This window comes from Psychrobium sp. 1_MG-2023 (assembly GCF_030689115.1).
In the GTDB taxonomy this organism is placed as follows: Bacteria; Pseudomonadota; Gammaproteobacteria; order Enterobacterales; family Psychrobiaceae; genus Psychrobium.
Map to the genome: position 1 here is coordinate 112516 of NZ_JAUYVJ010000006.1, position 22034 is coordinate 134549.

Sequence of the window (22034 nt, forward strand, 5' to 3'; positions counted from 1 at the left end):
ATAAATTAATAAATAGTTTTATTATTTTGTCATAAAAGAAGCGGTATAAAGTAGTTATGGGCACCATTTTAGCGCAACAATTACAATCTCTTAACGATGAACTATTAATTCATCAGATGACGCTCGATAATATTGGTGCCTATATTTTTATGAAAGACACCGAGGGGCGATACACCTACGCTAATAAGCTGGTTCGGGAGCTCTTTGGTTGCCCTTTAGAAGATATTGTTGGTCACGATGACAGTCAATTTTTCTCTCTTGAGCACTCAAATGAGATAAAAGAAAATGATCGGCTAGTGCTCACTCAAGGCCTAACCGTCGAAAAAGAAGAGCGTAATGTCATCAAAAATACTGGTGACGTTCGCTATTATTGGATAGTAAAAAAACCCCTCTTTGATCAGCAAGGAAATATCATTGGTCTTAATGGTATTTCTACTGATATTACCCAACAAAAGCGCTTACAAATAGAACTCGATCGAAAACAAAAGTTACTAGACACTGTTATCAATAATGTCGACGCTTATATTTATATGAAAGATAATCAACGTCGCTTTTTATTTATTAATGAAAAGACAGCTCAGCTCTTTGGCACCTCAGCTAAATCTGTTGTAGGAAAGCGTTCTGAAGATATCCTTCCCTTAGAAATGGCTGAAAATTTTGATATTTTAGACAATAAGATAATCACCTCTGGCCAAGCCGTCGCCGGCGAAGAGTTAGTCACTCTAGATAATGGTGAAACAAAATATTACTGGACCACTAAAGTCCCCATTAAAAATGAAGACGGTTATGTTAACTCCTTCATTGGTTTTTCTAGTGATATTACAGACTTATGTAATTTAAGAAATGATTTTGAAGTAAAAGCATCAACCGATGAATTAACTCAACTCGCTAATCGCCGTGCTTTTATGACGACCTGTAGTAAAGAGTTAGCGCGTTCTAAACGTAATAATCAGCCAATAAGCGTGATGATCTTTGATATTGATTTCTTCAAAAAGGTTAACGACCGTTATGGCCACCATGTGGGTGATATCGTACTATCAAAGCTTGCTAATGTGTGTAAAGAATCCGTTCGTGCTAGCGATTTAGTCGCTCGCTTAGGGGGAGAAGAGTTTGCTGTATTACTCCCTGAAACAACACTAGCTCAAGCCATGCAAACCGCAGAAAAGCTACGCTCAAAAATTGAAGGGATTGAATTTACTGGCAGCTGGAACGATGTAATCAACATTACCGTTAGCATAGGCGTTACAGAGGTGAGACCCGAACAAGAAACCATTGAAAAGCCACTAATTAGAGCTGATAGGGCTTTGTATCGGGCAAAAAACTCTGGAAGAAATAAAGCGTTATCAGAAGGCTTAGCGTAATAAACAACATCGACTATTCACCGCTAGCGCGATTAAAAACGCCTCTAGCTAATAAATTTTACGCCTCAGAGAAAGCTCGTGCCAAAGCGCGTAATAATGAGCTAATTTGGGTGGCAAAATTCCAACATACGATTGTGGCATGCGCCAAATTATCACCAGTAGATAACCATTGGCTATTAACGGGTGTTCACGTCTGTTCAGCTTATCGCCAGCAAGGCATCGCACAGAGGTTAATAACCCTGCTATGCCAAGAACAACCGATAATTTATACTTTTGCGCTAAGCCACTTAGCTAGCTTTTATCAACATTTAGGTTTTCAGCATATCAAGCCACAACAATTACCCTGTGAGCTAGCGCAAAGGTTTAATGCCTACCTTAAACAAGGTCGCAAAATAATTGTTATGATTAAAGAATAATTAAAGTAATTGGATGGCGCTAACAATGATAAATAAAAACCTTCCCCTCACCGATGTTCACCGTCACCTCGATGGTAATATTCGGCTGCAAACCATTATTGATTTAGGCCAACAATTTAATATTAATTTACCCGCCTACGATCTAGCAACCCTCAAACCTCATGTTCAAGTGGTAGAAAAAGAACCATCACTGGTTGCCTTTTTGGCCAAACTTGATTGGATGGTGGGTGTTATCGGGGATTTAGAGGCGGCAAAACGAATTGCCTTTGAAAATGTTGAAGACGCATTCAATGCGGGCCTTGATTACACAGAATTACGCTTCAGTCCAGGCTATATGGCCATGAGTCATAAGCTTCCAGCACAAGGTATCGTCGAAGCCGTTATTGATGGCGTTAGACAGGGTCAAGCTAAGTATGATGTTAAAGTTAACCTCATCGGTATCCTATCGAGAACCTTTGGTGTTGACGCTTGTCAGGTCGAGTTAGATGCACTACTAAGTCAAAAAAATAAGCTTGTAGCCATTGACCTTGCCGGAGACGAGTTGGGTTTCCCGAGTCACCTTTATCTAGATCAGTTTAAACAAGCTCGTGATAGCGGTTTAAACATCACCGTACATGCCGGAGAAGCAGCAGGTAGTGAAGCTATTTGGTATGCGATAGAAAAGCTAGGTGCTGACCGTATCGGTCATGGGGTTAAAGCGATTGAAGACCCTAAATTAATGGACTACCTAGCAAAACATCAAATAGGTATTGAGTCGTGCCCAACGAGTAATATTCAAACGAGCACAGTTGCTAATTACCAAAATCATCCAATTAAACCGTTTTTGGAGCATGGTTTACTCGTCTCTTTAAATACAGACGATCCCGGTGTTAGTGATATTGAAATAGCACATGAATATACGACAGCAGCGCAAGCTATTGGCTTAACTCAAGCGCATCTCACTCAGCTTCAACATAATGGATTAACACAATCTTACCTATCTGCTAGCGAAAAACAGCAGCTTATCGAAAAGTGTAAAAGTCGCTAATCATCAGACTTAAGGTTAGCAGACACACTGCTAACCTTATTATTTATCAAACCTACTCACTAAAGAAGCGAGACTCTTGAGTAATGGTGACTGGCTCTTGACCTTCTGAAGTGATTGTTAAAGTAATTGGTGTCACTTTCAGCTTAATGTCCTCTGGGTCCGCCGTTAACGTCAGTGCTTGTGACGTTAATTCACCGGATTGAACCATGACCGGCTCAGTAATGCTCACGTGTATGCCATCAATACCAGCGGCACTAACTTGAAAAGAGGTAGCATAAGGCAATTTATTCAAAATTTTAAGCTGAAAACTATTTTCAATTAAATCATCATTATTCACTCGATAAAGTACATTTCTATCACGTAATACCGATAATTCTGCAGGTACACGAGCGCCCCAATAAACGCCCATTGCAACAACAATTAATACACATGCAATTGCATAACCGATAATTTTTGCTCTAAACAAATGAGTAATACCACCAGCTAATTGAGCTTCACTCGTAAAGCTAATAAGCTTTTCTGGGTAATTAAATCGAGACATCGTTTGATCACAAGCATCAGCACAAGCCCCACAACTGATACACTCATATTGCAAACCATGTCTGATATCTATGCCGACAGGGCAAACTTCAACACATAAATTACAATCAATACAATCACCTAACCCTAGTTCTTTAGGGTCTTGTTTACGCTTGCGTGGGCCGCGAGACTCTCCTCGCTGCGTATCATAGGCAACAACGTAAGTGTCATGATCAAACATCACTGATTGGAACCGAGCGTAAGGACACATGTGTAAACACATCTTTTCCCTAAGCCAACCTGCATTACCGTATGTACATACAGCAAAAAAAGCGACCCAGAAGGTAATTAAACCACTCCATTGCCAACTCACTAAATCACTGTATAAAGTTATCGGTGGTACAAAGTAAGTCAGAAATGTTGTTGCTGTTAGAAATGACACAATTCCCCAGCTTAGGTGCTTCAATGTTTTCTTGGTTGTTTTAGCCAAAGACATCGCTTGCTTATCTAACTTGATTCGCTGATTACGCGACCCTTCTATTTTTTCTTCTAACCAGACAAAAATAAACAACCAATGAGTTTGTGGACACAAAAAGCCACACCATACACGCCCGAGCCAAGTGGTAACAAAGAATAAGGCAAACGCAGCTACCATAAAGAAGCCAGCAACAATTGGAAAATCTTGTGGGAATAACGTCGCACCAAACACATGAAGCTGTAAGGCTGTCAGATCGATCAATATTGCTTGTTCGCCACCAACCGTCAGCCAAGGCAATATTGCAAACAGCGTCATAAGCACAATAGCGATATTACGACGAATTCGTTGATACTTTCCTTGTTGCTCACGCACATAAATGGCGGAGGATTGATTACTATCAGGGGCTATTATTAAATCTTTTGGGTCAATGATAACGGACATAAAAGGTACTTCTACTAGTTAAGATAACTTAGCTATAGCAACCTCTATACCAAAAGTACATACATATAAAAAACAATAACTTAATTAAAAACCAATAGATATAAACATCAAAAAACCACGATATATCACGCAGAAGCACGATATATCGCGGCCACAGAAAAAGAACTAACGATTAATCTATTTTGATAGGCTCTTTAGCAATAGCAAAGCCCGCAGCATGAAAGTGCCCTCCTCCACCATATTTTTGTGCAATTTTAGCAACATCAATACCATCTTTGGCCGAACGTAACGAAAAGATGCGCTTATCAAACTTATCAAAATATAACGCTGCAAAAGGGTGTCCTTGGGCAAGGATATCGCCCATTTCACTGACTAAGTGCGTTGAGTTAACACATGGAACAGTATAACCAGCAATCTCAGCCAGAGGGATGTTTTCGCCACTTGGCAATTTAGCCAACTGCTGCTGTTGATACTCGACAATAGCATTTCCCTTATTTATTAACTCAACGACTAGCGCGTCTTCAAGGTAGGGCTGCCACAGTTCGAACTGTTGCTTAATAGTCAATAAAGCTGCTGATACGGCCTTGGTTTCATCAAGTTGCCAGCGCCATAAGTCTCGATCTTGAATATAGTTAAGTAATAAAGGAACTGGCTGCTGAGGAAGCAACGTACGCCACGTTAATACGGCTCCAGAATAGTCCATATCAAAGATACAGTAATCGAGGCCACTTAATGCCTCCATGGCACTCTTGTGGTGATCGATAACCAGTAATGAATTAGCCTGTTGCTTCATTTTGATTAAAGTCTCTCGATCATAAGAGAAATCCACAATAAGCACATCTTTCCCTGTCACATCTGGGACATCATCACCGTATTGCGCTGGTAAGTAATCACATTGAAGCTGTTGCTGCTGACAATAGACATGCACGGCAAGTGCAGAACCAAAGCCATCACTGCAGTTTTTATGATAAATACAAAAATGACTCACGAGGCTAGTACCTCCTTAACGCGTCCGACAGCCCCACAGGTTAAACGCACTTTTATACCATGTGGGTGGAACGAAGAATTCGTTAGTAAATCTTTAACATGACCCTGAGTTAATTTGCCACTACGTTGGTCTTGTTTTAATACGATATTCACGAGTAAACCCGTTTGAATATCACTACGGTGTTGGCCACTCATAATTATCTCATTTCTTGTTCATTGGTTAATCATCATAACCAAAAGCAGCGTAAAAATATATCATCGGTACATTTCTCTAACCAGAGCTCGCTAGCTATTGGGGCCTAACAATATCTAGTTTTTTCATCCTCGAACGTAATGTACTTTCTGGAACGCCTAAGGCCTTAGCCGCTCCTTTATCACCACCAATTAACCACTGGTGAGCGTCTAGCGTGGCTGTAATATGATGCTTTTCAGCTTCAGCTAAACTCATATTAGCTTGATACTTCCTGGCTCCTTTAACGCCACTGTGTTCTAGAAAGTTATGCTGGACCGTTAATATGTCGCTGGTGGCTAAAATAGCTTCATGCTCTAAGATGTTTTGCAACTCGCGAATATTGCCCGGCCAGTGATACTGTTTTAATAAACGTAAACTCTTATTACTAATTGCGGTGATTTTCTTACCTAACTTAGCATTTAACTTACTGATAATGACCTGACAAAGAGGCTCTAAGTCTTCAATGCGATCGCGTAATGGTGGCAGGTTAATTGGAAAGACATTTAGCCGATAAAACAAATCCATCCTGAAAGTCCCTTCATCAACCATTTTAGCGAGATCACGATTAGTCGCTGCAATCACACGAATATCAACTTTAATGGTTTTATTTCCACCGACTCGTTCAAACTCCTGCTCCTGTAAGACTTGCAATAACTTACTTTGCGCCCCTAACGATAACTCACCGATTTCATCAAGAAAAATAGTACCGTTATCAGCAATTTCAAATCGCCCTTTACGAGCCTCTACAGCACCAGTAAAAGCGCCTCGTTCGTGGCCAAATAACTCCGACTCTAATAGATTATCGGTAAAAGCGGCACAATTAACTTTAATCAACGGGCTATTTGCGCGCGAACTTAAACGGTGGATATTACGTGCAACCAACTCTTTACCCGTACCATTTTCACCCAGTATTAGTACCGTACTTTGTGTTTTAGCCACCAGCTCAAGTTGCATCAACATTTGTTCAAATTGAACACTAGTTCCCACCAGTCCTTTACCGGACCATTGTTGTTGTAATTCGTTAATTAGATAAGTATTTTCTGTTTGTAATTGCTGAGTTAACTTTTTAACTTCAGATAAGGCCTGACGCAATGCGAGGTCGGCTGCGTGTTGTTCACTAACATCCCTAAATACAGCCACAGCACCAATGAGCTGATTGTTTTTATACACGGGGGTCGTGGTATATTCGACCGGAAAACTTGAACCATCTTTACGCCAGAACACTTCCCCCGACACTTTACGACTAATACCATCTTGCACCGTGCCATAAATTTTACATTCATGAGCAGGATAACAAGAACCATCAGCATGGCTGTGATGGTGATATTCATGGATGCTTTTTCCTAACAACTCTTGTGCTGACCAGCCCGTCATTTGTTCTGCTGCCGGATTAATAAAAACAGCATGTCCTTGGCGATCGAAGCCATAAACGCCTTCGCCTACCGCATTAAGTAATAGTTCTGAGTCTGCTAGGTATTGCTTTATATTATCATCACTCATTAGGGTACTTATCCAACCACGAAATATCGAGGCTTGTATTGTGACGTCTTTTTAATGCTGTCTCAACAACAAGTTATTACTTAGACCAAACAAACTAATCACCACCGCCACATCCGCCACTACAGCTACTCTCATTGTCAGCAGATGAACCACTACAGCCTGACGCGCAGCCAATATGGGTCGCACAGTAATTGTCACGTTGATTAGATTTACAATCTTTCTGATAAAAGAAGCCATCTTTTATTTTTAATTGCTGATCAATAGCGAATAACGCAGGTAAACGTTCTGGGGACTTCGGGTTGATATTTTCTTGTATACAGGCCAAACGCCATACCCGCTTAATACTTTCCTGTGCAACGGTTGGTGATGACATTGCTTCAGTAGGGGTATGATGTATAAAGCGTCCAAAGCCTTTTTTACAAAATAGCTGATAGCTTTTAGTGAATAAAATAAACTCATGCCACGCAACATCAACGACTTGGGATGGCATCGCTAACGCTTTGTATTTAGCTTTCGCCACTAATTGAAAATAGCAACGTAATGTCTCTAACACTAATTCAATATCATCATTACTTAAGTGGGGGTACTGTGTGGCTATTTTTTTCTTGATCGAGCTTGGAAACTCAAAGCTTACTAAAAAATGGGATCGTCTTACAGCGACCAACCACCAACCGCCAAGGGTAAATAAGGCGATAAGCATGACGATAATCATTAAAAATTCCATAGTGAGTCATCCTTTACAGTCATAACCAATTGCATTTTTAACCAGAACATTTTTAACGGTATAAACAGGTGATAACTGTATTATTTATCTTCGTTACAAAATTGGTCACTACAATTAATAAAATGGGTATCAATTGAGCTTTAATAAGTTCGATAGTATCACCACCCACCATAAAAACAAAAAAGCCGCTGATATACAGCGGCTTAATGTCAAATAAATCCAATATTAATTAAATCACTCGAGAGAATTGTTGCTGACGCGCGCGATCGCGCAAATAAATATCAAAACACATACAGATATTACGAATCAATAGCTCACCTTTTGGGGTGACCGACAATGAACGGTCATCATATTTAACCAACTCATCATCAATAAACACTTGAAGTAACTTAAGATCCTCTTCGAAGTACTGTTCAAAGTTAAGATCCCATTGTGCTTCAATTGCACTAAAATCAAGCTCAAAATGGCAAATTAGTTGTTTAATGACTTTACGACGAATAAAGTCATCTTCGTTTAGATTAACCCCTTTCCACAACGGACTCGTCTCAGCGTCAATCGCTGCGTAATATTGTTTTATATCTTTTTGGTTTTGCGCATAACAGTGGCCGATCTGACTAATGGATGAAACGCCTAACCCCAATAGATCACACTCTTCTTGCGTGGTATAGCCTTGGAAGTTGCGATGTAACTTACCGTTATTTTGCAGCTGAGCTAGTTCATCGTCAGGTTTAGCGAAATGATCCATCCCGATATATTGATAGCCCGCATCAACGAGTTGATTAATCGTATTTTCTAAAATTTGTAATTTTTCACGCGGTGCCGGCATGTCCTGTTCTTTTAACTTACGCTGCGCAGCAAACACATTAGGTAAATGCGCATAATTAAATACTGATAGTCGGTCCGGTGATAATTCAATTACGCGCTCAATCGTATGAGCGAACGACTCTGTCGTTTGATGAGGTAGGCCATAGATAAGGTCAATACTGGTTGAAACAAAACCTAGTTCACGAGCACGTTCGATCATTGCAAAGATAAACTCTTCAGACTGTTCTCGGTTTACCGCTTTTTGAACCTCTTTATTAAAGTCCTGTACCCCAAGGCTAATCCGATTAAAACCTTCTGCACGTAGATGATCTAGCGTATCAAGCTCTATCTCGCGCGGGTCAATCTCAATCGAGAACTCCCCTTCTTCAGCAAAGTTAAATTGTTCTTTTAATAACGCAACGAGTTGAGAAATTTGTTGTTTAGTTAAGAATGTCGGTGTTCCACCACCCCAATGCATTTGGGTGACCGTTTGATGCTTAAACAATCCCGCTCGTTGCTTAATTTCAGCCGCTAGATATTCAAGGTATTGATCAGCTTTATGCGAATGTCGAGTAATAATCTTATTACAACCACAGTAATAACAGAGCATATGACAAAATGGGATATGGATATATAGCGATAAACGGTCGCTGTCACTATCAGCAACCGCATTAACCAAGTCAGACTCACCAAAAGACTCATCGAACTCCAACGCTGTTGGGTAAGAGGTATAGCGCGGCCCACTATAATTATACTTCTCGATTAAAGCTTGATCCCACTGAATCTTTGCTTGAGCTTGTCTTGTCACTGTGTCACCTAACATATCTTTAAATGCATTTTCAATTTGGCCGTCATTATTCTACAAACAATAACGTTAAACATTGATCGATCGCAATTGAACGATCATTAGTTGACCCGCTATGGTATTCATAGCACTATTTATGCCTAGGAAAGTTTCAATCGCTTACAATAGAATAAACAAAAATATGCCGTATTTGTAATGGTAAAGATAAGGTTAACTCATGACATCAGCTAGAGCCAAAACCAAGGAAGATAAGCAGCTTAAACATCAATTGATCATTGATGCCGCCGAGCAGCTATTTAAGCAACAACATCAATTAACGACAGTTGCCACCATTGCAAAAACCAGCGAACAAGCGAAAGGGACTGTCTACCTGTACTTTTCAAGTAAAGAGACTATTTACTTATCCTTGCTAAAACAACATTATCAAATATGGTTTGATCAGTTGAATCAAACGATTAGCCAAAGTCATAGTCTAGCCGAAATATTAACTTGTTTTGTCAGCTACCCAGTAAAAAGTGATGTATTTTTCTACCTCGCGAGCTTATCATCTTCAACCTTGGAGCCGGCAAGTGATAAAGAGTTCAAACAGCAATATTATGATTGGTATAATCAAGCATTTGACGAATTAGCACAGTTAATCGTACAACAGTTTCCGGTACTCAATAATCAACAAAGTTTAAGCTTACTCAATGACAGCCATGCTCAGTTACTCGGGCTATGGCAACAACAAACACGCTTACCAGACACGAGCTTTGAAGTGAACGCGAAAGCTGCGTTAGCACGTTTATGGAAAGGCTATTTCAGTAAATAAATAATAAGAATAAGAATATGATCACAAAGTATATACTTCCCATAGCGCTAACAGGTCTATTAACCGGTTGTCAGTTAACCAATGCTTCACCAGAGTCAACCGTTGCTAAGTTAACCAAAAATCAGCTCAGCGAGTTAGATCGATTTAATCAAATTGCACAACGAAGCTGGCAATACCGTAATAACCTCGATGAAGATAATAACGCAATAAAGAGTAATAAATTATCAGATTTGTCGCCGCAAGCATTAGCGAATAAACACCAACAGCATCAAGTTTTTTTAAATCAACTAGATAAAATTAACTTAAACCAACTCGATGCAACGCAACAACTAAATTGGCAGATATTACGTCGTCAAATTCAAGACTTAGCCGACAATTATCGTTTTAAACAGCATTATATGCCGCTAACGTCTGAGTATGGCTTCCATGTTGGCTTAGCCAATATCCGTTATCGTTATGCCTTTCAATCTTCGCAAGACTATCAAGATTATTTAGCGTTAATGCAACAAGTGCCGCAATACTTTGATCAGCAGCTATTTTGGATGCGCCAAGGGATCGCTTCAGGTATGACACAGCCTCAAGCAGTATTAAAAGGCTTTGAACAAAGCATCGAAGTCTATATCACTGATGATATTGAGCAAAGTGAGTTCTACCAACCATTCAAAGAACTCCCTGCCACGATTGATAAAGCACAACAACTAAAGCTCAAGCAACAAGCGAAAGAAATCATAAAAGATCAGGTTATCGCCAGTTATCAGCAGTTCTATGACTTTATGACCACAGAATATATCCCGCAAGCTCGCACCAGTTTTGGCGCATCGGAACTGCCTAATGGTGCAGCTTTTTATGATAATCGTGTTAAATATTACACCACGCTTGATTTAAATGCTGAGCAAGTCCACCAGCTTGGCTTAAAAGAAGTAGCTAGAATTAAAGCAGAAATGAATCAAATCATTACCTCATTAAATTTTGACGGTAGCTTTAGTGATTTTTTACACTTCCTACGTACGGACCCACAATTTTATGCGACAACCCCGCAACAGTTATTAGAAAAAGCAGCTTGGTTATCTAAAAAAGCTGATGCCATCTTACCCAAGTTATTTAGCCAACTACCTACGACACCGTATGGTGTAGAAGCAGTGCCAGCAGCAATTGCACCTAAATACACCACAGGACGTTATAAAGGTGCTAGTAATGACAATGAAGCTGGTTATTACTGGGTTAACACCTACGCACTCGATAAGCGCCCGTTATATGTGCTACCTGCATTAACACTCCATGAAGCAGTGCCAGGACATCATCTGCAAATATCACTCAATCGCGAGCTTACTCACTTACCAGAATTTCGCCGCCGTTCTTATATCTCAGCGTTTGGTGAGGGCTGGGGGTTATACGCCGAATGGCTCGGTGTTGAGACCGATTATTACAGTACGCCTTACGAACAATTTGGTCGTTTGACTTATGAAATGTGGCGTGCCTGTCGCCTTGTGGTTGATACCGGAGTTCATGCCAAAGGGTGGAGTCGCCAACAAGTGCTTGACTATATGGCACAAAATACAGCGCTATCATTACATAACGTGAAAACAGAAACAGATCGTTACATCTCATGGCCAGGGCAAGCGCTTAGTTACAAAATGGGTGAGTTAACTATTAAGCGTCTTCGTCGCCAAGCAGAGCAAGCTTTGGGGGATAAGTTTAATGTCAAAGAGTTTCATAAGCGCGTACTTGCAGAAGGTTCAATTCCATTGCAAGCATTAGAGCAACAAATACAACATTACATTGAACAAACACTCGCAGACAATCAAACTTAATAACGATGCTAAGCCACCAGTAATATTGAATAATTATCATTGCTGGTGGTTTAATCCGATCGTCTAATCTATCGTTGAATTAGACTTGATATAAATCAACAATCCCCTCAGCTCACTCATTCATAATAACAACATTAATAATCACAGGTATTATGCAATGAATAACAAGCAAGAAGTCTTTGACAAACAAGAGCTCAATTTAGTGCCAATCATGGCTGTCGTCACGCCTGTTATCACCTTAATGGTGGTCTTTGTTCCTTCATTGTTTTAACCTGAGAGCGTTTCAATCAGCATTTATCTTTATCTCAGTAAATGCTGATAAACTTTATTAGTCATACTGATACTTTTTATTTTCGATGACATAACACTAAAAAGAACCAACAGTGAGCACTCACTCTTACTGTTTCATACACAAGCAGGCTATTCTATTTAATTTAAACATTAAATCAGCAAAGAAAACATTCAGCTTACCAAATAAAACTCACTGTGTTCGCTCACAAAAGTAGCGTTACAAAGCGCATTAACTGGCTATCACTACGGCTCTTGGCTATAATTTGCACCCCGCAACAACGAAGTCTGGCTCATGTCAAAAACTGTCTCAAAACCTACAGCGAAACCAATCAATCAATACCCTATTTACTGGGCAGAATGCTTTGGTACAGCGCCTTTTTTACCCACAACCCGTAAGGAAATGGACGCATTAGGCTGGGATAGCTGCGATATTATCATTGTTTCTGGTGATGCTTACGTCGATCATCCGAGTTTTGGCATGGCAGTTATCGGTCGTGTACTAGAGGCCCAAGGCTACCGTGTTGGTATTATTTCCCAACCCAAATGGGATAATAAAGATGCCTTTATGGAGCTTGGAAAACCCAACCTGTTTTTTGGTGTCACCGCTGGCAACATGGACTCGATGATTAATCGTTATACCGCCGATCGAAAATTGCGTCACGATGATGCATACACACCAAATAATGAAGGCGGTAAACGCCCTGACCGTGCGGTATTAGTCTACTCACAACGTTGTCGTGAAGCATACAAAGATACGCCTATTATCCTTGGTGGTATTGAAGCCAGTCTGCGTCGCCTTGCTCATTATGATTACTGGTCTGATAAAGTTCGTCGCTCTGTACTTATTGACGCTAAAGCCGATATCTTACTCTTTGGTAATGCTGAGCGAGCTCTGGTTGAGTTCGCTTACCGAGTCGCTAATGAAGAACCTATCGAAACAATAACCGACATTGCTGGAACAGCAGTCATTATTAAAGAGTTACCGCCGGGTTATAAAGAAATCGACTCAAGCCGCATCGAAAAACCAAATAAGGCGATGGTACCTAAAATGCCTAACCCTTATGAGACCGATACCGATTGTAAGAACGACACCGATAAAGCGACTGAAAAAGCGGCAGCACAGGCACAAGTGGTTACGGTACGCCCTTCTCGCCATGACAGTAAAACAACCGCAGTGCGCTTGCCGTCATTTGAAAAGTTAAAAGGCGATCGTGTACTGTATGCTCATGCCGCCCGTGTTATGCACCTAGAAACCAACCCTTATTCCGCACGCGCGTTAATTCAGAAACACGGTGATAGAGAGTTATGGGTGAATACGCCACCGATCCCATTGACTACCGAAGAAATGGATTTTGTCTTTGGTTTAGATTATGCCCGCGTACCACATCCATCATATGGCAAAGCCAAAATACCGGCTTACGATATGATCAAAACATCAGTTAATATTATGCGTGGCTGTTTTGGGGGTTGTTCTTTCTGTTCAATCACCGAACATGAAGGGCGCATCATTCAAAACCGCTCGAAAGAGTCAATTCTTAACGAGCTAGAGCAAATCCGCGATAAAGTACCAGGCTTCACAGGTACTATTTCAGATCTCGGAGGCCCAACAGCGAACATGTATCGTTTGGGTTGTTCTGATCCCAAAGCAGAAATTAACTGCCGACACCCCTCTTGTGTATTCCCTAAAATCTGTAGCAAACTCGACACCGATCATAAACACACGATCGATTTATACCGTGAAGCGCGCAAAGTTAAAGGGATAAAGAAAATATTAATCGCTTCTGGTGTACGTTATGACTTAGCCGTTGAGTCACCGGAATATGTCAAAGAATTAGTGTCACACCATGTTGGGGGTTATTTGAAAATAGCGCCTGAGCATACAGAAAAAAAGACACTAGACTTGATGATGAAGCCAGGAATGGGTGCCTACGATAAATTCAAAGACATGTTCTATGAGTTTAGTGAGCAGGCAGGGAAAAAACAGTACATGATCCCTTACTTCATTTCAGCTCACCCAGGTAGTACCGATGAAGATATGTTGAACTTGGCTTTATGGCTAAAAAGTAATGACTTTGAGTGTGACCAAGTACAAAACTTTTATCCATCACCAATGTGTAATGCCACAGCCATGTATCATTCTGAAACCAACCCGTTAAAGCGCGTTAAATACAAGAAGAAAGGCGAAGAGCTATTTGTAGCAAAAGGTGAACGTCAACGCCGCCTACATAAAGCCCTCTTACGCTACCATGATCCAGCAAACTGGCCACTAATCCGACAGGCGTTAACCCGCATGGGCATGAAGTATTTAATCGGTACAAAGAGCCACTGTCTTGTGCCAAGTGAATTTGAAGAGGAAAGAGTCGCTGCGACTAAACGTAGTCGTGAGTCGAGTCGACATGGTAATAAACGTTTTGCGACGAAGCACCCTAAACAACCGGACATCAGAAAAGATAAGCCGACGTTTAGTAAAAATAAAGCTAAAAAGCCAAAGGGAACCGAGCCCACATTAACAACGAAAGCCAAACCTAAAGTGAAAAAAGCAACACCGAACAAAACTCGAAAACGCCCTAATACCACTGGGAAACCAGCACTAGGAGCAAGGCCAGACCGAGCCTAACAAAAAAAAGCAACCTTATAAGGTTGCTTTTTTAATATCATAACGTTGCTTTTTAAACTTTAAACTGACTCAGTAGCTTATTAACATCATTTCCTAAATGGTTAAGCTCTTCTGCCGAGTTAGTTGTTTCTAGTGACTGCTCTAATGTACGATCTGAAATTTCAGACATAGAGTTCACATTTGAGCTGACTTCATTTGATGCGATAGCTTGTTCATTCGCTGCATTAGAAATTAAACCAATTGCATCATTAATTTCCACAATGAAGCGATCTATCGATATCAATGCTTGTTCAGCTGACTGCACTTGCTCAGCAGTCTGTTCTGCATTTGACTTACTCTTCGTCATTTCTTGACTCGCTTGCTCTGAGCGTTGTTGCAAGCTAACAATAATATTTTGTATCTCTTCCGTTGATTCCTGAGTACGCGATGCGAGTGAGCGGACCTCATCGGCCACAACAGCAAAACCACGACCTTGCTCACCAGCTCGTGCGGCTTCAATCGCAGCATTTAAGGCAAGTAAGTTTGTTTGCTCGGCAATACTACGTATAACATCAAGCACAGTACCTATTTTTTCACTATCAGCACAGACCGCATCAACAATTGTACTCGCCTCAGTAATTTGGTTCGATAGATCTTGCATTGAACTTGCTGCAGCAACCACCACATTACTACCTTGAGAAGCCGCTTCAGCAGTTGATACTGATAACTCTGCCGCTTGAGTTGCGCTAGAGCTGACCTCTTGAGCACTTGCAGACATTTCAGTCATACAAGACGCTGCTTGTTGCGCTTGAGTTTGCTGTTCTCTAACTTCGTTCTGTGCGCTATTTGCTTTATCAATTAAAGATGCCGAGGAGCTTAATAAACTACTAATTGCAGAATTAACTTTCAACACAGTTTGCTGCATCTTTTCTGCAAAAATATTGTAATTGTCAGCAAGTTGAGCCAATTCATCCGTTCCAGATGATGGGATTCTAATCGTTAAGTCACCTTCACCCTGCGCAATATCAGATAACACAGCGTTGGTTTCAAATAACTTCGAGGTGATAGCACGTGTAATAAAGAATGATACGATTACACCAACAATGACAGCAATAGCAGCAAAGATAAATAACATGTTCGATGCAGTCTCAGTATTGCTATTAGCGGTATTTGCTGCTTCTTTCATTGAACCAGAAATGGACTCTCTTAGTTTTGCAATATTTTCAGCAACAATAGGTCCGATGGTATCAAGCTCTTTAATTCCCTTATTACGAGAATAGATGAGTTCACTAGTTTTGTTTGCAGCGCTAATATAATCTGTGATTAATGCTTTAGCATCGGTTGTCAATTGGCGTCGTGTTGGGTTTTCTAAGTTATCCATAAGATAATCGATTTCGTATAAGGACGCATCGAGTTCTTTATTAAATCGTGTTACTTGCTCAGGCTGGTTCTCTACAAGGAATTTACTAACATACAGCCGTCCTAACAATAGTGCACGAATAGCCTTACCCGCATGGTAAGCAGCTGTAACGTCACCATCCTTCTCTGCAGTATCCATTACTTGCGTTAGCTTACGCTCGATCTGTGGTCCTGACTTATTTAAGATTCCATTGACCAGTTCATTTCTTAAACGCTGATTTTTTACCACGACATTAGTAAATATAGAGGTGTATGTAGACTTTCTCTCTTCAACAAATTTGAGAATTTTAACGCGTTCAGGATTTTGAATTTCCTGAAACGTTTTTTTCATACCTTCATCCCAAAATTTGGCTTTATTAGAAAACTCATCAACGAAAGACTCTTTGCCCGTTTTTATATAATTCTTTACTGTTAAGCGCAGACTATAGACGCTGTCAGTGATGTCGGCAGCAAGCTCTGTATCAGGAGCCAAATCAAATGAAATGGTTCTCATATCGTTTGCCAGGCTTGATAATAAATTCGAACTAGTAACAGAAATTGCAATCAAGATAACAATCATCACAGCAGGTACGATTGCCAACTTTTTAGATACAGATAGGTTTTCAATATTCATGGAGTTTGACCTTAATTACGACACTAAGAAAACAAACAGTAAGCGTTTGTTTAACTTTGACTAAGAACATCCCTGTACGAACAATCTACATCAAATAACCCAGATCTATTTGATTTAGAAAAGTTGAATATAACAGTATCATAGGTCAAGAAAACACACCTATAAAGACAATTCATACTTAAGTATGAACATAAGACTTAATTAATCAAGAAATTGACTTTAATTTATAGGGGCGAGAGTTTTACCACACATTAAAAAGCTGTTTCAATGCCTGAGCTTGACGTCGGCTGACATCCACTTGATGACCAGAGGTCATTATTGCTAATAAACTACCTGTAGCCAGCCCATCTTCTATTTTAGCAATACTATCAATCCGAATAACTTCGCCTCGACTGGCTTTAAAAAACAATGCGGGATCTAGCCTTTTTTCGACCTTCGTTAATGAAGAGTGAATATAGGATTTCCCCTGCTCAGTAAATACAGCGACGTGGTTTCCCACTGACTCGAAACGTTCAACTTCCTGCAAACGGATAATTTTACTACTATCGCCAAATTTTAATAGTAAGCCATGGTTGTCGGGTAAATAACTAATCAACTCCTTTTCAGGCTGTTCAACAGTCGTAGCGATAAGTGCAGTTTGTTGAACGCGGGTTAAACTTTGTTGTAATCGCTCACGATTGATCGGTTTCACGATATAGTCAGCGGCATTCAACTCAAATGCATCTACTGCATGTTGATTAAACGCCGTGCAAAATATAAATTGAATATTAGAATCAATATACTGAGCTAGCTCAAGGCCGGTCATCTCAGGCATTTGAATGTCTAGAAATACTAAATCAATACTATGTTGTTGTAATAAATCGATCGCTTGTTGACCATTTTTAGCTTCAGCAATGACCTCCACACCTTCACACGTACTTAATAATCTTTTTAACTCAACTCGCGCAAGACGCTCGTCATCAACGATTAGAACTTTTATCAAGTGGTAACTCCATTTCTACAATAAATTGATTATCTTGCTGTGTTTGCTGCCAAGTAAAGGCACTGCCAAACATCAAGGTCAGACGTTTTTTTATATTCACAATCCCTGTTTGTGTACCATCAGCTTGTGATTGAGCTTTCACACTATTAATCACACTTAAGCGCCATTTAGATGACGACTCTTTTGCAGCAACAACACTAATTGTTCCCCCTTCACTATTTGGAGAAACACCATGCTTAATCGCATTTTCAACTAACGTTAATAATGTTAGCGTTGGCATGTTTTGTTGTAATAATTCATCATCTAGCTCAACTGATAACCTTAGCCGCTCTTCTAAACGAATAGACTCAATAGCTAAATAGCGAGTTGCTACTTGCCACTCGTCAGCTAATGTTGACTGCGCCTTTAGGTGAGCCTGCAAGTGAGTACGAAATAACTCAGAAAGCTGAGTTACCGTATCGGCAGCTTTATCTTGATCTTCATATATAAGCGCACGGATACTGTTAAATGCATTAAATAAGAAGTGAGGATTTAGTTGATTGGTTAATTGCTGAATTTGAGCCTGATGCATCTGCTTTTTCATCTTAACTCGAGATAGATGTTGTAGCCAAAATAGATACACTACCGACCATACAAACAAGATCGAGTAACAATTAAAAAAGGCGATGATGTAAGCATCAAATTGAGATAACTTAAAATCTAAGGCCCCATCATCATTAATAAATTGCATCTCACTAACATCTGAAAATTTAAAAACTTCAACTTTGCTCAACAATACAGACAACCCTAAATAAACAGCTGAAACTAAAGCCAAATATGTTAATAAAGGCCAAATTACTCCCCACGATAGAGTATAATGAATAACTTTTATTTTTAGGTATGTACGAATAAAAAAGTGACAAACAACAACAAAGAGAAATACCTCAGCTAACACTCTAAACGTTACATGCTTAATGCTAACGGAGTCAGAAACAAATACTGAAAACACTGAGAAGTGAAACGCAAAGAATAAAATTGCGGTGATCAGCGTAACTATCCTATAACTCTTCTTAGTCGAAAGACTCGTATTTATAATGTGGCGAGTGAGATTATTCATTATGTTTATTATTCATACCTTAATGCATCAACGGGATTTAATTGTGCGGCCTTAACTGCTGGTGCGAGGCCAAAGATAACACCAATAGCGGTGGTAAACCCAAAAGACAGCCCTATGGCCCACATCGGAACCATAACACCTGCAGAACCAGGCATCATCATCGCAACTAATGCGGCTAGACCATAGCCCAACAATAGACCGATAATACCACCCAATAAGGATAGAATAAGAGCTTCAATTAAAAATTGAAATAAAATAAATTGCGGCGTCGCCCCGAGCGCTTTTGCAATACCAATCTCTTTCGTTCGCTCTGTCACAGACACTAACATAATATTCATAATCCCAATACCGCCTACTAAGAGACTTATCCCCACGACCCCAGAAGCCACTAATGTCACTGATGTGGTAATGCTCTCAAATTGTTGCTTGGTTTTTTCAGCGGTTACAAATTCAAAATGATCAGGGTCATCACCACTTAATTTATGTTTTTGCCGTAATAAACGGCTCATTTGCTCTTTAATATCGCTTAATGATGCCCCTTGCTCAGGCCTAAACATAATATCAATATTATCAGTCACTTGACTACCGTTAAGTGATTTGATCGTACTAAATGGAGCTATAATATAGTTGTCTTGGTCGAACCCAAATAAACTGCCTCGAGTCTCTGCGACCCCGATAACTCGAAACCAGTCACCACTTAGATTAATAAACTCGCCAACGGGATTATCCGGCATCTTGAGCTTCTTCATCACCGAACTACCGATAAATGCAACACGGCGGCGTTTTAAATCATCACTTTCAGATAAAAACCGGCCCAACTCAGGATAAACATGAATCACTCGTTGGTAACTACTATCTGTACCGATAATTTGAGTTTGGGTGGTATTACGACCAAATTGCACGCTTGAACCTAAACTAAATGCGCGCATTGTCGCAGTCATATCACTGACATTATTCACTTTACCTTTGAGCAACAGGAAGTCTTCATAACTTATTTTATTACTAAAACCCAACATCTCCTGTTCCGCATTAGTAAATGCTCTTAAGGTCACCATATCACTACCTAAATCATCAAGCTGTTCGGTAATGTTACTACTCAAACTTTCCATCACCGCAACAACGGTAATCACCGCTGCAACACCAATAATAATACCTAAGGTTGTTAACGCACTACGCATCCCGTGAGCAGCAACAGCTTGCATGGCTGCTTTAGTACTTTCAAGCAGTGAATATAGGGTATTAAGCATAACATGCACGCCTCTGTTCATTAGTAATATCAGACTCTATTTCGCCATCCACGAGTCGAATGACGCGATGACAATGTGCGGCGATCTCCGCTTCATGAGTAACTAAAACGATAGTATGTCCCTGTTGATGTAGCTCATCAAATAACGCCATAATGTCCTTTGTCGTTTTACTATCGAGATTGCCGGTCGGCTCATCCCCTAATATTATTGCAGGGTTAGTCACGAGCGCCCGAGCAATAGCAACTCGTTGTCGCTGACCACCTGAGAGCTGATTTGGAAAGCTATTAACCTTGTCAGCTAAGCCAACTCGTTCAAGCGCTTCAAATGCCTTTTGCTTACGCTGAGCACTTGGCATAAAACGAAAAACCAATGGCTGCATCACGTTATGTAATACACTAACCCGCGGTAATAAATTAAAGCTTTGAAAAATGAAGCCCACACCTTTATTTCTTATTTCTGCAAGTGTTGCCTCATTTTGTTCAGCAACATTTTGTTGCTCTAACCAATATTCGCCCGATGTTGGTTGATCTAAACAGCCCAAAATATTCATCAAAGTTGACTTACCAGATCCTGACGGTCCGGTAATCGCCACGTAATCATTTTTCTCGATGGCTAAATCTACCTTCGATAACGCTAAATAATCTTGCTCTGCCATAGGGTAACTTTTCGTAATTTGGTTAAGCTGAATTACCGGAGTCATCATGATTAGCTCTCCTTTTGGGACACTTGACTGCCCTCTTTTAGCTGATTAACAACTCTGCTTGGCCCGGTAATCACGACATGCTCTTTATTTAAACCAGAAAAAACTTGCTGTCTTGTATCTGTTGCAAGTCCCACTGTTACAACTTGTTTAACCGCTTTCTCGTTCTCAATGCGCCAAACATAGCTTTCCCCTTGATCTTGTTGAATCGCAGAGATAGGAACACTCAATGCATTCCCTGTTTTTGTTGTTATTATTTCAGCACGACAGCTCATGCCGGGAAAGAGCTTTTCTGTGCTGCTTAACAATACTTTGACCCGAAAATACAACCCTAACCCTTGCCTTGAAGAACGTGCAGAAGTCCCTATACTTGTGACCTCTCCAGTTAGTGCTTGCTTAGGATTTGCAGCTGAAAACACCTCTACAGCCATTCCGGGTTTAACCGTAGCAATATCAGCTTCATCTACACGAAGCTCGGCTAAAATAGTCTCAGGATCAGCTAAAGTCATCAGGGCTGAGCCAACAATATTTGTCGTTCCCGCAATAACTGTTTCACCTGGTTTAACATCAACAGCAGCAATTAAACCGGGCATAGATGCTCTAAACGTAGTCTTATTTAATCGATCTTTAGCAAATGCTAACGAAGCTAAATGTTGATTTAAACGTTCGTTTGCAGCTTTGACATTTATTTGAGCAATGGTTAATTGGCTCTGAAAACGTTCAAATTCATCGAGACCCAATAGCTTCTGTTGAAACAATGTTTCTTTCAATTCAAACTGACGTAACTTTTCTTGATATTGCTCAGTCACAAACTCAATCTGAATTTTTTGTGCATTGACCGCTGCTTGATTATTCGCAACATCAGCAGCAAATGCCGTTTGGTCTAGTTGCATTAATATTTGCCCCTGCTTTACATACTCCCCCTCTTCGACCAACACTTGGGTCACGATTCCGGTCACTTCAGAGCGAATTTGAATCTGAGTATTAAAGACTAAATTTCCTGATGCCAAAATACTATCGGCGAGCACTTGTTCACTAACTTGCTCGCTATTGACGACAACTTTATTCTGCGTGCTTTTACTCTTATTCCAACTAACAAGTGCTACAACACCGACAATAATCAATGCAAAAATGATAACTTTTTTCATAAGATTTACTCAAATAAGCTAGAGTT

At 40.2% G+C, this 22034-nt stretch carries 18 protein-coding genes; 6 read left to right on the forward strand and 12 right to left on the reverse strand.

Annotated features, from left to right (window positions below; all coding sequences use genetic code 11):
- Nucleotides 1-56: 56 nt before the first annotated feature.
- The 3 genes from Q8W26_RS04865 to add are packed head-to-tail and all read left to right on the forward strand — an operon-like array spanning nucleotide 57 to nucleotide 2804.
- Nucleotides 57-1361, forward strand: coding sequence for a GGDEF domain-containing protein (locus Q8W26_RS04865; protein ID WP_305472498.1), 1305 nt, complete (start codon nucleotides 57-59; stop codon nucleotides 1359-1361).
- A gap of 8 nt (nucleotides 1362-1369) precedes the next feature.
- Nucleotides 1370-1777, forward strand: coding sequence for a GNAT family N-acetyltransferase (locus Q8W26_RS04870; RefSeq protein ID WP_305472548.1), 408 nt, complete (start codon nucleotides 1370-1372; stop codon nucleotides 1775-1777).
- A 25-nt stretch (nucleotides 1778-1802) separates the two neighbouring features.
- Nucleotides 1803-2804 (forward strand): adenosine deaminase, encoded by a 1002-nt coding sequence (add, locus tag Q8W26_RS04875; RefSeq protein ID WP_305472501.1) that lies wholly within the window; start codon nucleotides 1803-1805, stop codon nucleotides 2802-2804.
- A 52-nt stretch (nucleotides 2805-2856) separates the two neighbouring features.
- Here the strand turns inward: add and ccoG are convergent, their stop codons facing one another.
- The 6 genes from ccoG to hemN all read right to left on the reverse strand — a co-directional run bounded on the left by ccoG (nucleotide 2857) and on the right by hemN (nucleotide 9297).
- The gene (ccoG, locus tag Q8W26_RS04880; protein WP_305472503.1) at nucleotides 2857-4242 is read right to left on the reverse strand and encodes a cytochrome c oxidase accessory protein CcoG; all 1386 of its coding nucleotides are present in this window, start codon (nucleotides 4240-4242) and stop codon (nucleotides 2857-2859) included.
- Between the two features lie 172 nt (nucleotides 4243-4414).
- Nucleotides 4415-5230, reverse strand: coding sequence for a DHHA1 domain-containing protein (locus Q8W26_RS04885; protein WP_101213528.1), 816 nt, complete (start codon nucleotides 5228-5230; stop codon nucleotides 4415-4417).
- Entirely contained in the window at nucleotides 5227-5424 is a 198-nt protein-coding gene (locus tag Q8W26_RS04890; protein WP_101213527.1) for a YwbE family protein, read from the reverse strand. The genes Q8W26_RS04885 and Q8W26_RS04890 overlap by 4 nt, the downstream gene beginning before the upstream one ends.
- Nucleotides 5425-5518: 94 nt before the next feature.
- Nucleotides 5519-6961: a sigma-54-dependent Fis family transcriptional regulator gene (locus Q8W26_RS04895; RefSeq protein WP_101213526.1), complete on the reverse strand. Its 1443-nt coding sequence runs from the start codon at nucleotides 6959-6961 to the stop codon at nucleotides 5519-5521.
- A 94-nt stretch (nucleotides 6962-7055) separates the two neighbouring features.
- Nucleotides 7056-7685 (reverse strand): hypothetical protein, encoded by a 630-nt coding sequence (locus Q8W26_RS04900; protein WP_101213525.1) that lies wholly within the window; start codon nucleotides 7683-7685, stop codon nucleotides 7056-7058.
- A 229-nt stretch (nucleotides 7686-7914) separates the two neighbouring features.
- A complete protein-coding gene (gene hemN / locus Q8W26_RS04905; RefSeq protein ID WP_305472507.1) occupies nucleotides 7915-9297 on the reverse strand; it encodes an oxygen-independent coproporphyrinogen III oxidase in 1383 nt (460 codons plus the stop codon).
- 214 nt (nucleotides 9298-9511) lie between these two features.
- Here hemN and Q8W26_RS04910 point away from each other — a divergent pair, with 214 nt between their 5' ends.
- The 3 genes from Q8W26_RS04910 to Q8W26_RS04920 all read left to right on the forward strand — a co-directional run bounded on the left by Q8W26_RS04910 (nucleotide 9512) and on the right by Q8W26_RS04920 (nucleotide 14824).
- A complete protein-coding gene (locus Q8W26_RS04910) occupies nucleotides 9512-10105 on the forward strand; it encodes a TetR/AcrR family transcriptional regulator (protein WP_101213523.1) in 594 nt (197 codons plus the stop codon).
- A gap of 17 nt (nucleotides 10106-10122) precedes the next feature.
- Complete coding sequence (locus Q8W26_RS04915) at nucleotides 10123-11916, forward strand: DUF885 family protein (protein WP_101213522.1); 1794 nt, start codon at nucleotides 10123-10125, stop codon at nucleotides 11914-11916.
- A 583-nt stretch (nucleotides 11917-12499) separates the two neighbouring features.
- A complete protein-coding gene (locus tag Q8W26_RS04920; protein WP_101213521.1) occupies nucleotides 12500-14824 on the forward strand; it encodes a YgiQ family radical SAM protein in 2325 nt (774 codons plus the stop codon).
- A gap of 52 nt (nucleotides 14825-14876) precedes the next feature.
- On the opposite strand, the gene Q8W26_RS04925 is transcribed toward Q8W26_RS04920, so the two are convergent.
- The 6 genes from Q8W26_RS04925 to Q8W26_RS04950 all read right to left on the reverse strand — a co-directional run bounded on the left by Q8W26_RS04925 (nucleotide 14877) and on the right by Q8W26_RS04950 (nucleotide 22008).
- Nucleotides 14877-16835, reverse strand: a complete 1959-nt coding sequence (locus Q8W26_RS04925; protein WP_305472511.1) for a methyl-accepting chemotaxis protein — start codon at nucleotides 16833-16835, stop codon at nucleotides 14877-14879.
- 241 nt (nucleotides 16836-17076) lie between these two features.
- Nucleotides 17077-17817 carry a LytTR family DNA-binding domain-containing protein gene (locus Q8W26_RS04930; RefSeq protein ID WP_101215262.1) on the reverse strand — a complete coding sequence of 247 codons (741 nt, stop codon included), beginning with the start codon at nucleotides 17815-17817 and terminating at the stop codon, nucleotides 17077-17079.
- A complete protein-coding gene (locus Q8W26_RS04935) occupies nucleotides 17795-18589 on the reverse strand; it encodes a sensor histidine kinase (RefSeq protein ID WP_305472515.1) in 795 nt (264 codons plus the stop codon). The genes Q8W26_RS04930 and Q8W26_RS04935 overlap by 23 nt, the downstream gene beginning before the upstream one ends.
- 332 nt (nucleotides 18590-18921) lie before the next feature.
- Nucleotides 18922-20160, reverse strand: a complete 1239-nt coding sequence (locus tag Q8W26_RS04940; protein WP_101215264.1) for an ABC transporter permease — start codon at nucleotides 20158-20160, stop codon at nucleotides 18922-18924.
- The gene (locus Q8W26_RS04945) at nucleotides 20153-20860 is read right to left on the reverse strand and encodes an ABC transporter ATP-binding protein (protein WP_101215281.1); all 708 of its coding nucleotides are present in this window, start codon (nucleotides 20858-20860) and stop codon (nucleotides 20153-20155) included. The genes Q8W26_RS04940 and Q8W26_RS04945 overlap by 8 nt, the downstream gene beginning before the upstream one ends.
- A gap of 5 nt (nucleotides 20861-20865) precedes the next feature.
- Complete coding sequence (locus Q8W26_RS04950; protein WP_101215265.1) at nucleotides 20866-22008, reverse strand: efflux RND transporter periplasmic adaptor subunit; 1143 nt, start codon at nucleotides 22006-22008, stop codon at nucleotides 20866-20868.
- Nucleotides 22009-22034: the final 26 nt, after the last annotated feature.

What these genes read in the sequence shown, in the direction of transcription:
- ccoG (WP_305472503.1), bottom strand. Translation starts at nt 4,242, where the DNA reads ATGTCCGTTATCATTGACCCAAAAGATTTAATAATAGCCCCTGATAGT.
- Q8W26_RS04910 (WP_101213523.1), top strand. Translation starts at nt 9,512, where the DNA reads ATGACATCAGCTAGAGCCAAAACCAAGGAAGATAAGCAGCTTAAACAT.
- Q8W26_RS04915 (WP_101213522.1), top strand. Translation starts at nt 10,123, where the DNA reads ATGATCACAAAGTATATACTTCCCATAGCGCTAACAGGTCTATTAACC.
- add (WP_305472501.1), top strand. Translation starts at nt 1,803, where the DNA reads ATGATAAATAAAAACCTTCCCCTCACCGATGTTCACCGTCACCTCGAT.
- Q8W26_RS04900 (WP_101213525.1), bottom strand. Translation starts at nt 7,685, where the DNA reads ATGGAATTTTTAATGATTATCGTCATGCTTATCGCCTTATTTACCCTT.
- Q8W26_RS04945 (WP_101215281.1), bottom strand. Translation starts at nt 20,860, where the DNA reads ATGACTCCGGTAATTCAGCTTAACCAAATTACGAAAAGTTACCCTATG.
- Q8W26_RS04920 (WP_101213521.1), top strand. Translation starts at nt 12,500, where the DNA reads ATGTCAAAAACTGTCTCAAAACCTACAGCGAAACCAATCAATCAATAC.
- Q8W26_RS04950 (WP_101215265.1), bottom strand. Translation starts at nt 22,008, where the DNA reads ATGAAAAAAGTTATCATTTTTGCATTGATTATTGTCGGTGTTGTAGCA.
- Q8W26_RS04940 (WP_101215264.1), bottom strand. Translation starts at nt 20,160, where the DNA reads ATGCTTAATACCCTATATTCACTGCTTGAAAGTACTAAAGCAGCCATG.
- Q8W26_RS04895 (WP_101213526.1), bottom strand. Translation starts at nt 6,961, where the DNA reads ATGAGTGATGATAATATAAAGCAATACCTAGCAGACTCAGAACTATTA.
- Q8W26_RS04865 (WP_305472498.1), top strand. Translation starts at nt 57, where the DNA reads ATGGGCACCATTTTAGCGCAACAATTACAATCTCTTAACGATGAACTA.
- Q8W26_RS04925 (WP_305472511.1), bottom strand. Translation starts at nt 16,835, where the DNA reads ATGAATATTGAAAACCTATCTGTATCTAAAAAGTTGGCAATCGTACCT.
- Q8W26_RS04890 (WP_101213527.1), bottom strand. Translation starts at nt 5,424, where the DNA reads ATGAGTGGCCAACACCGTAGTGATATTCAAACGGGTTTACTCGTGAAT.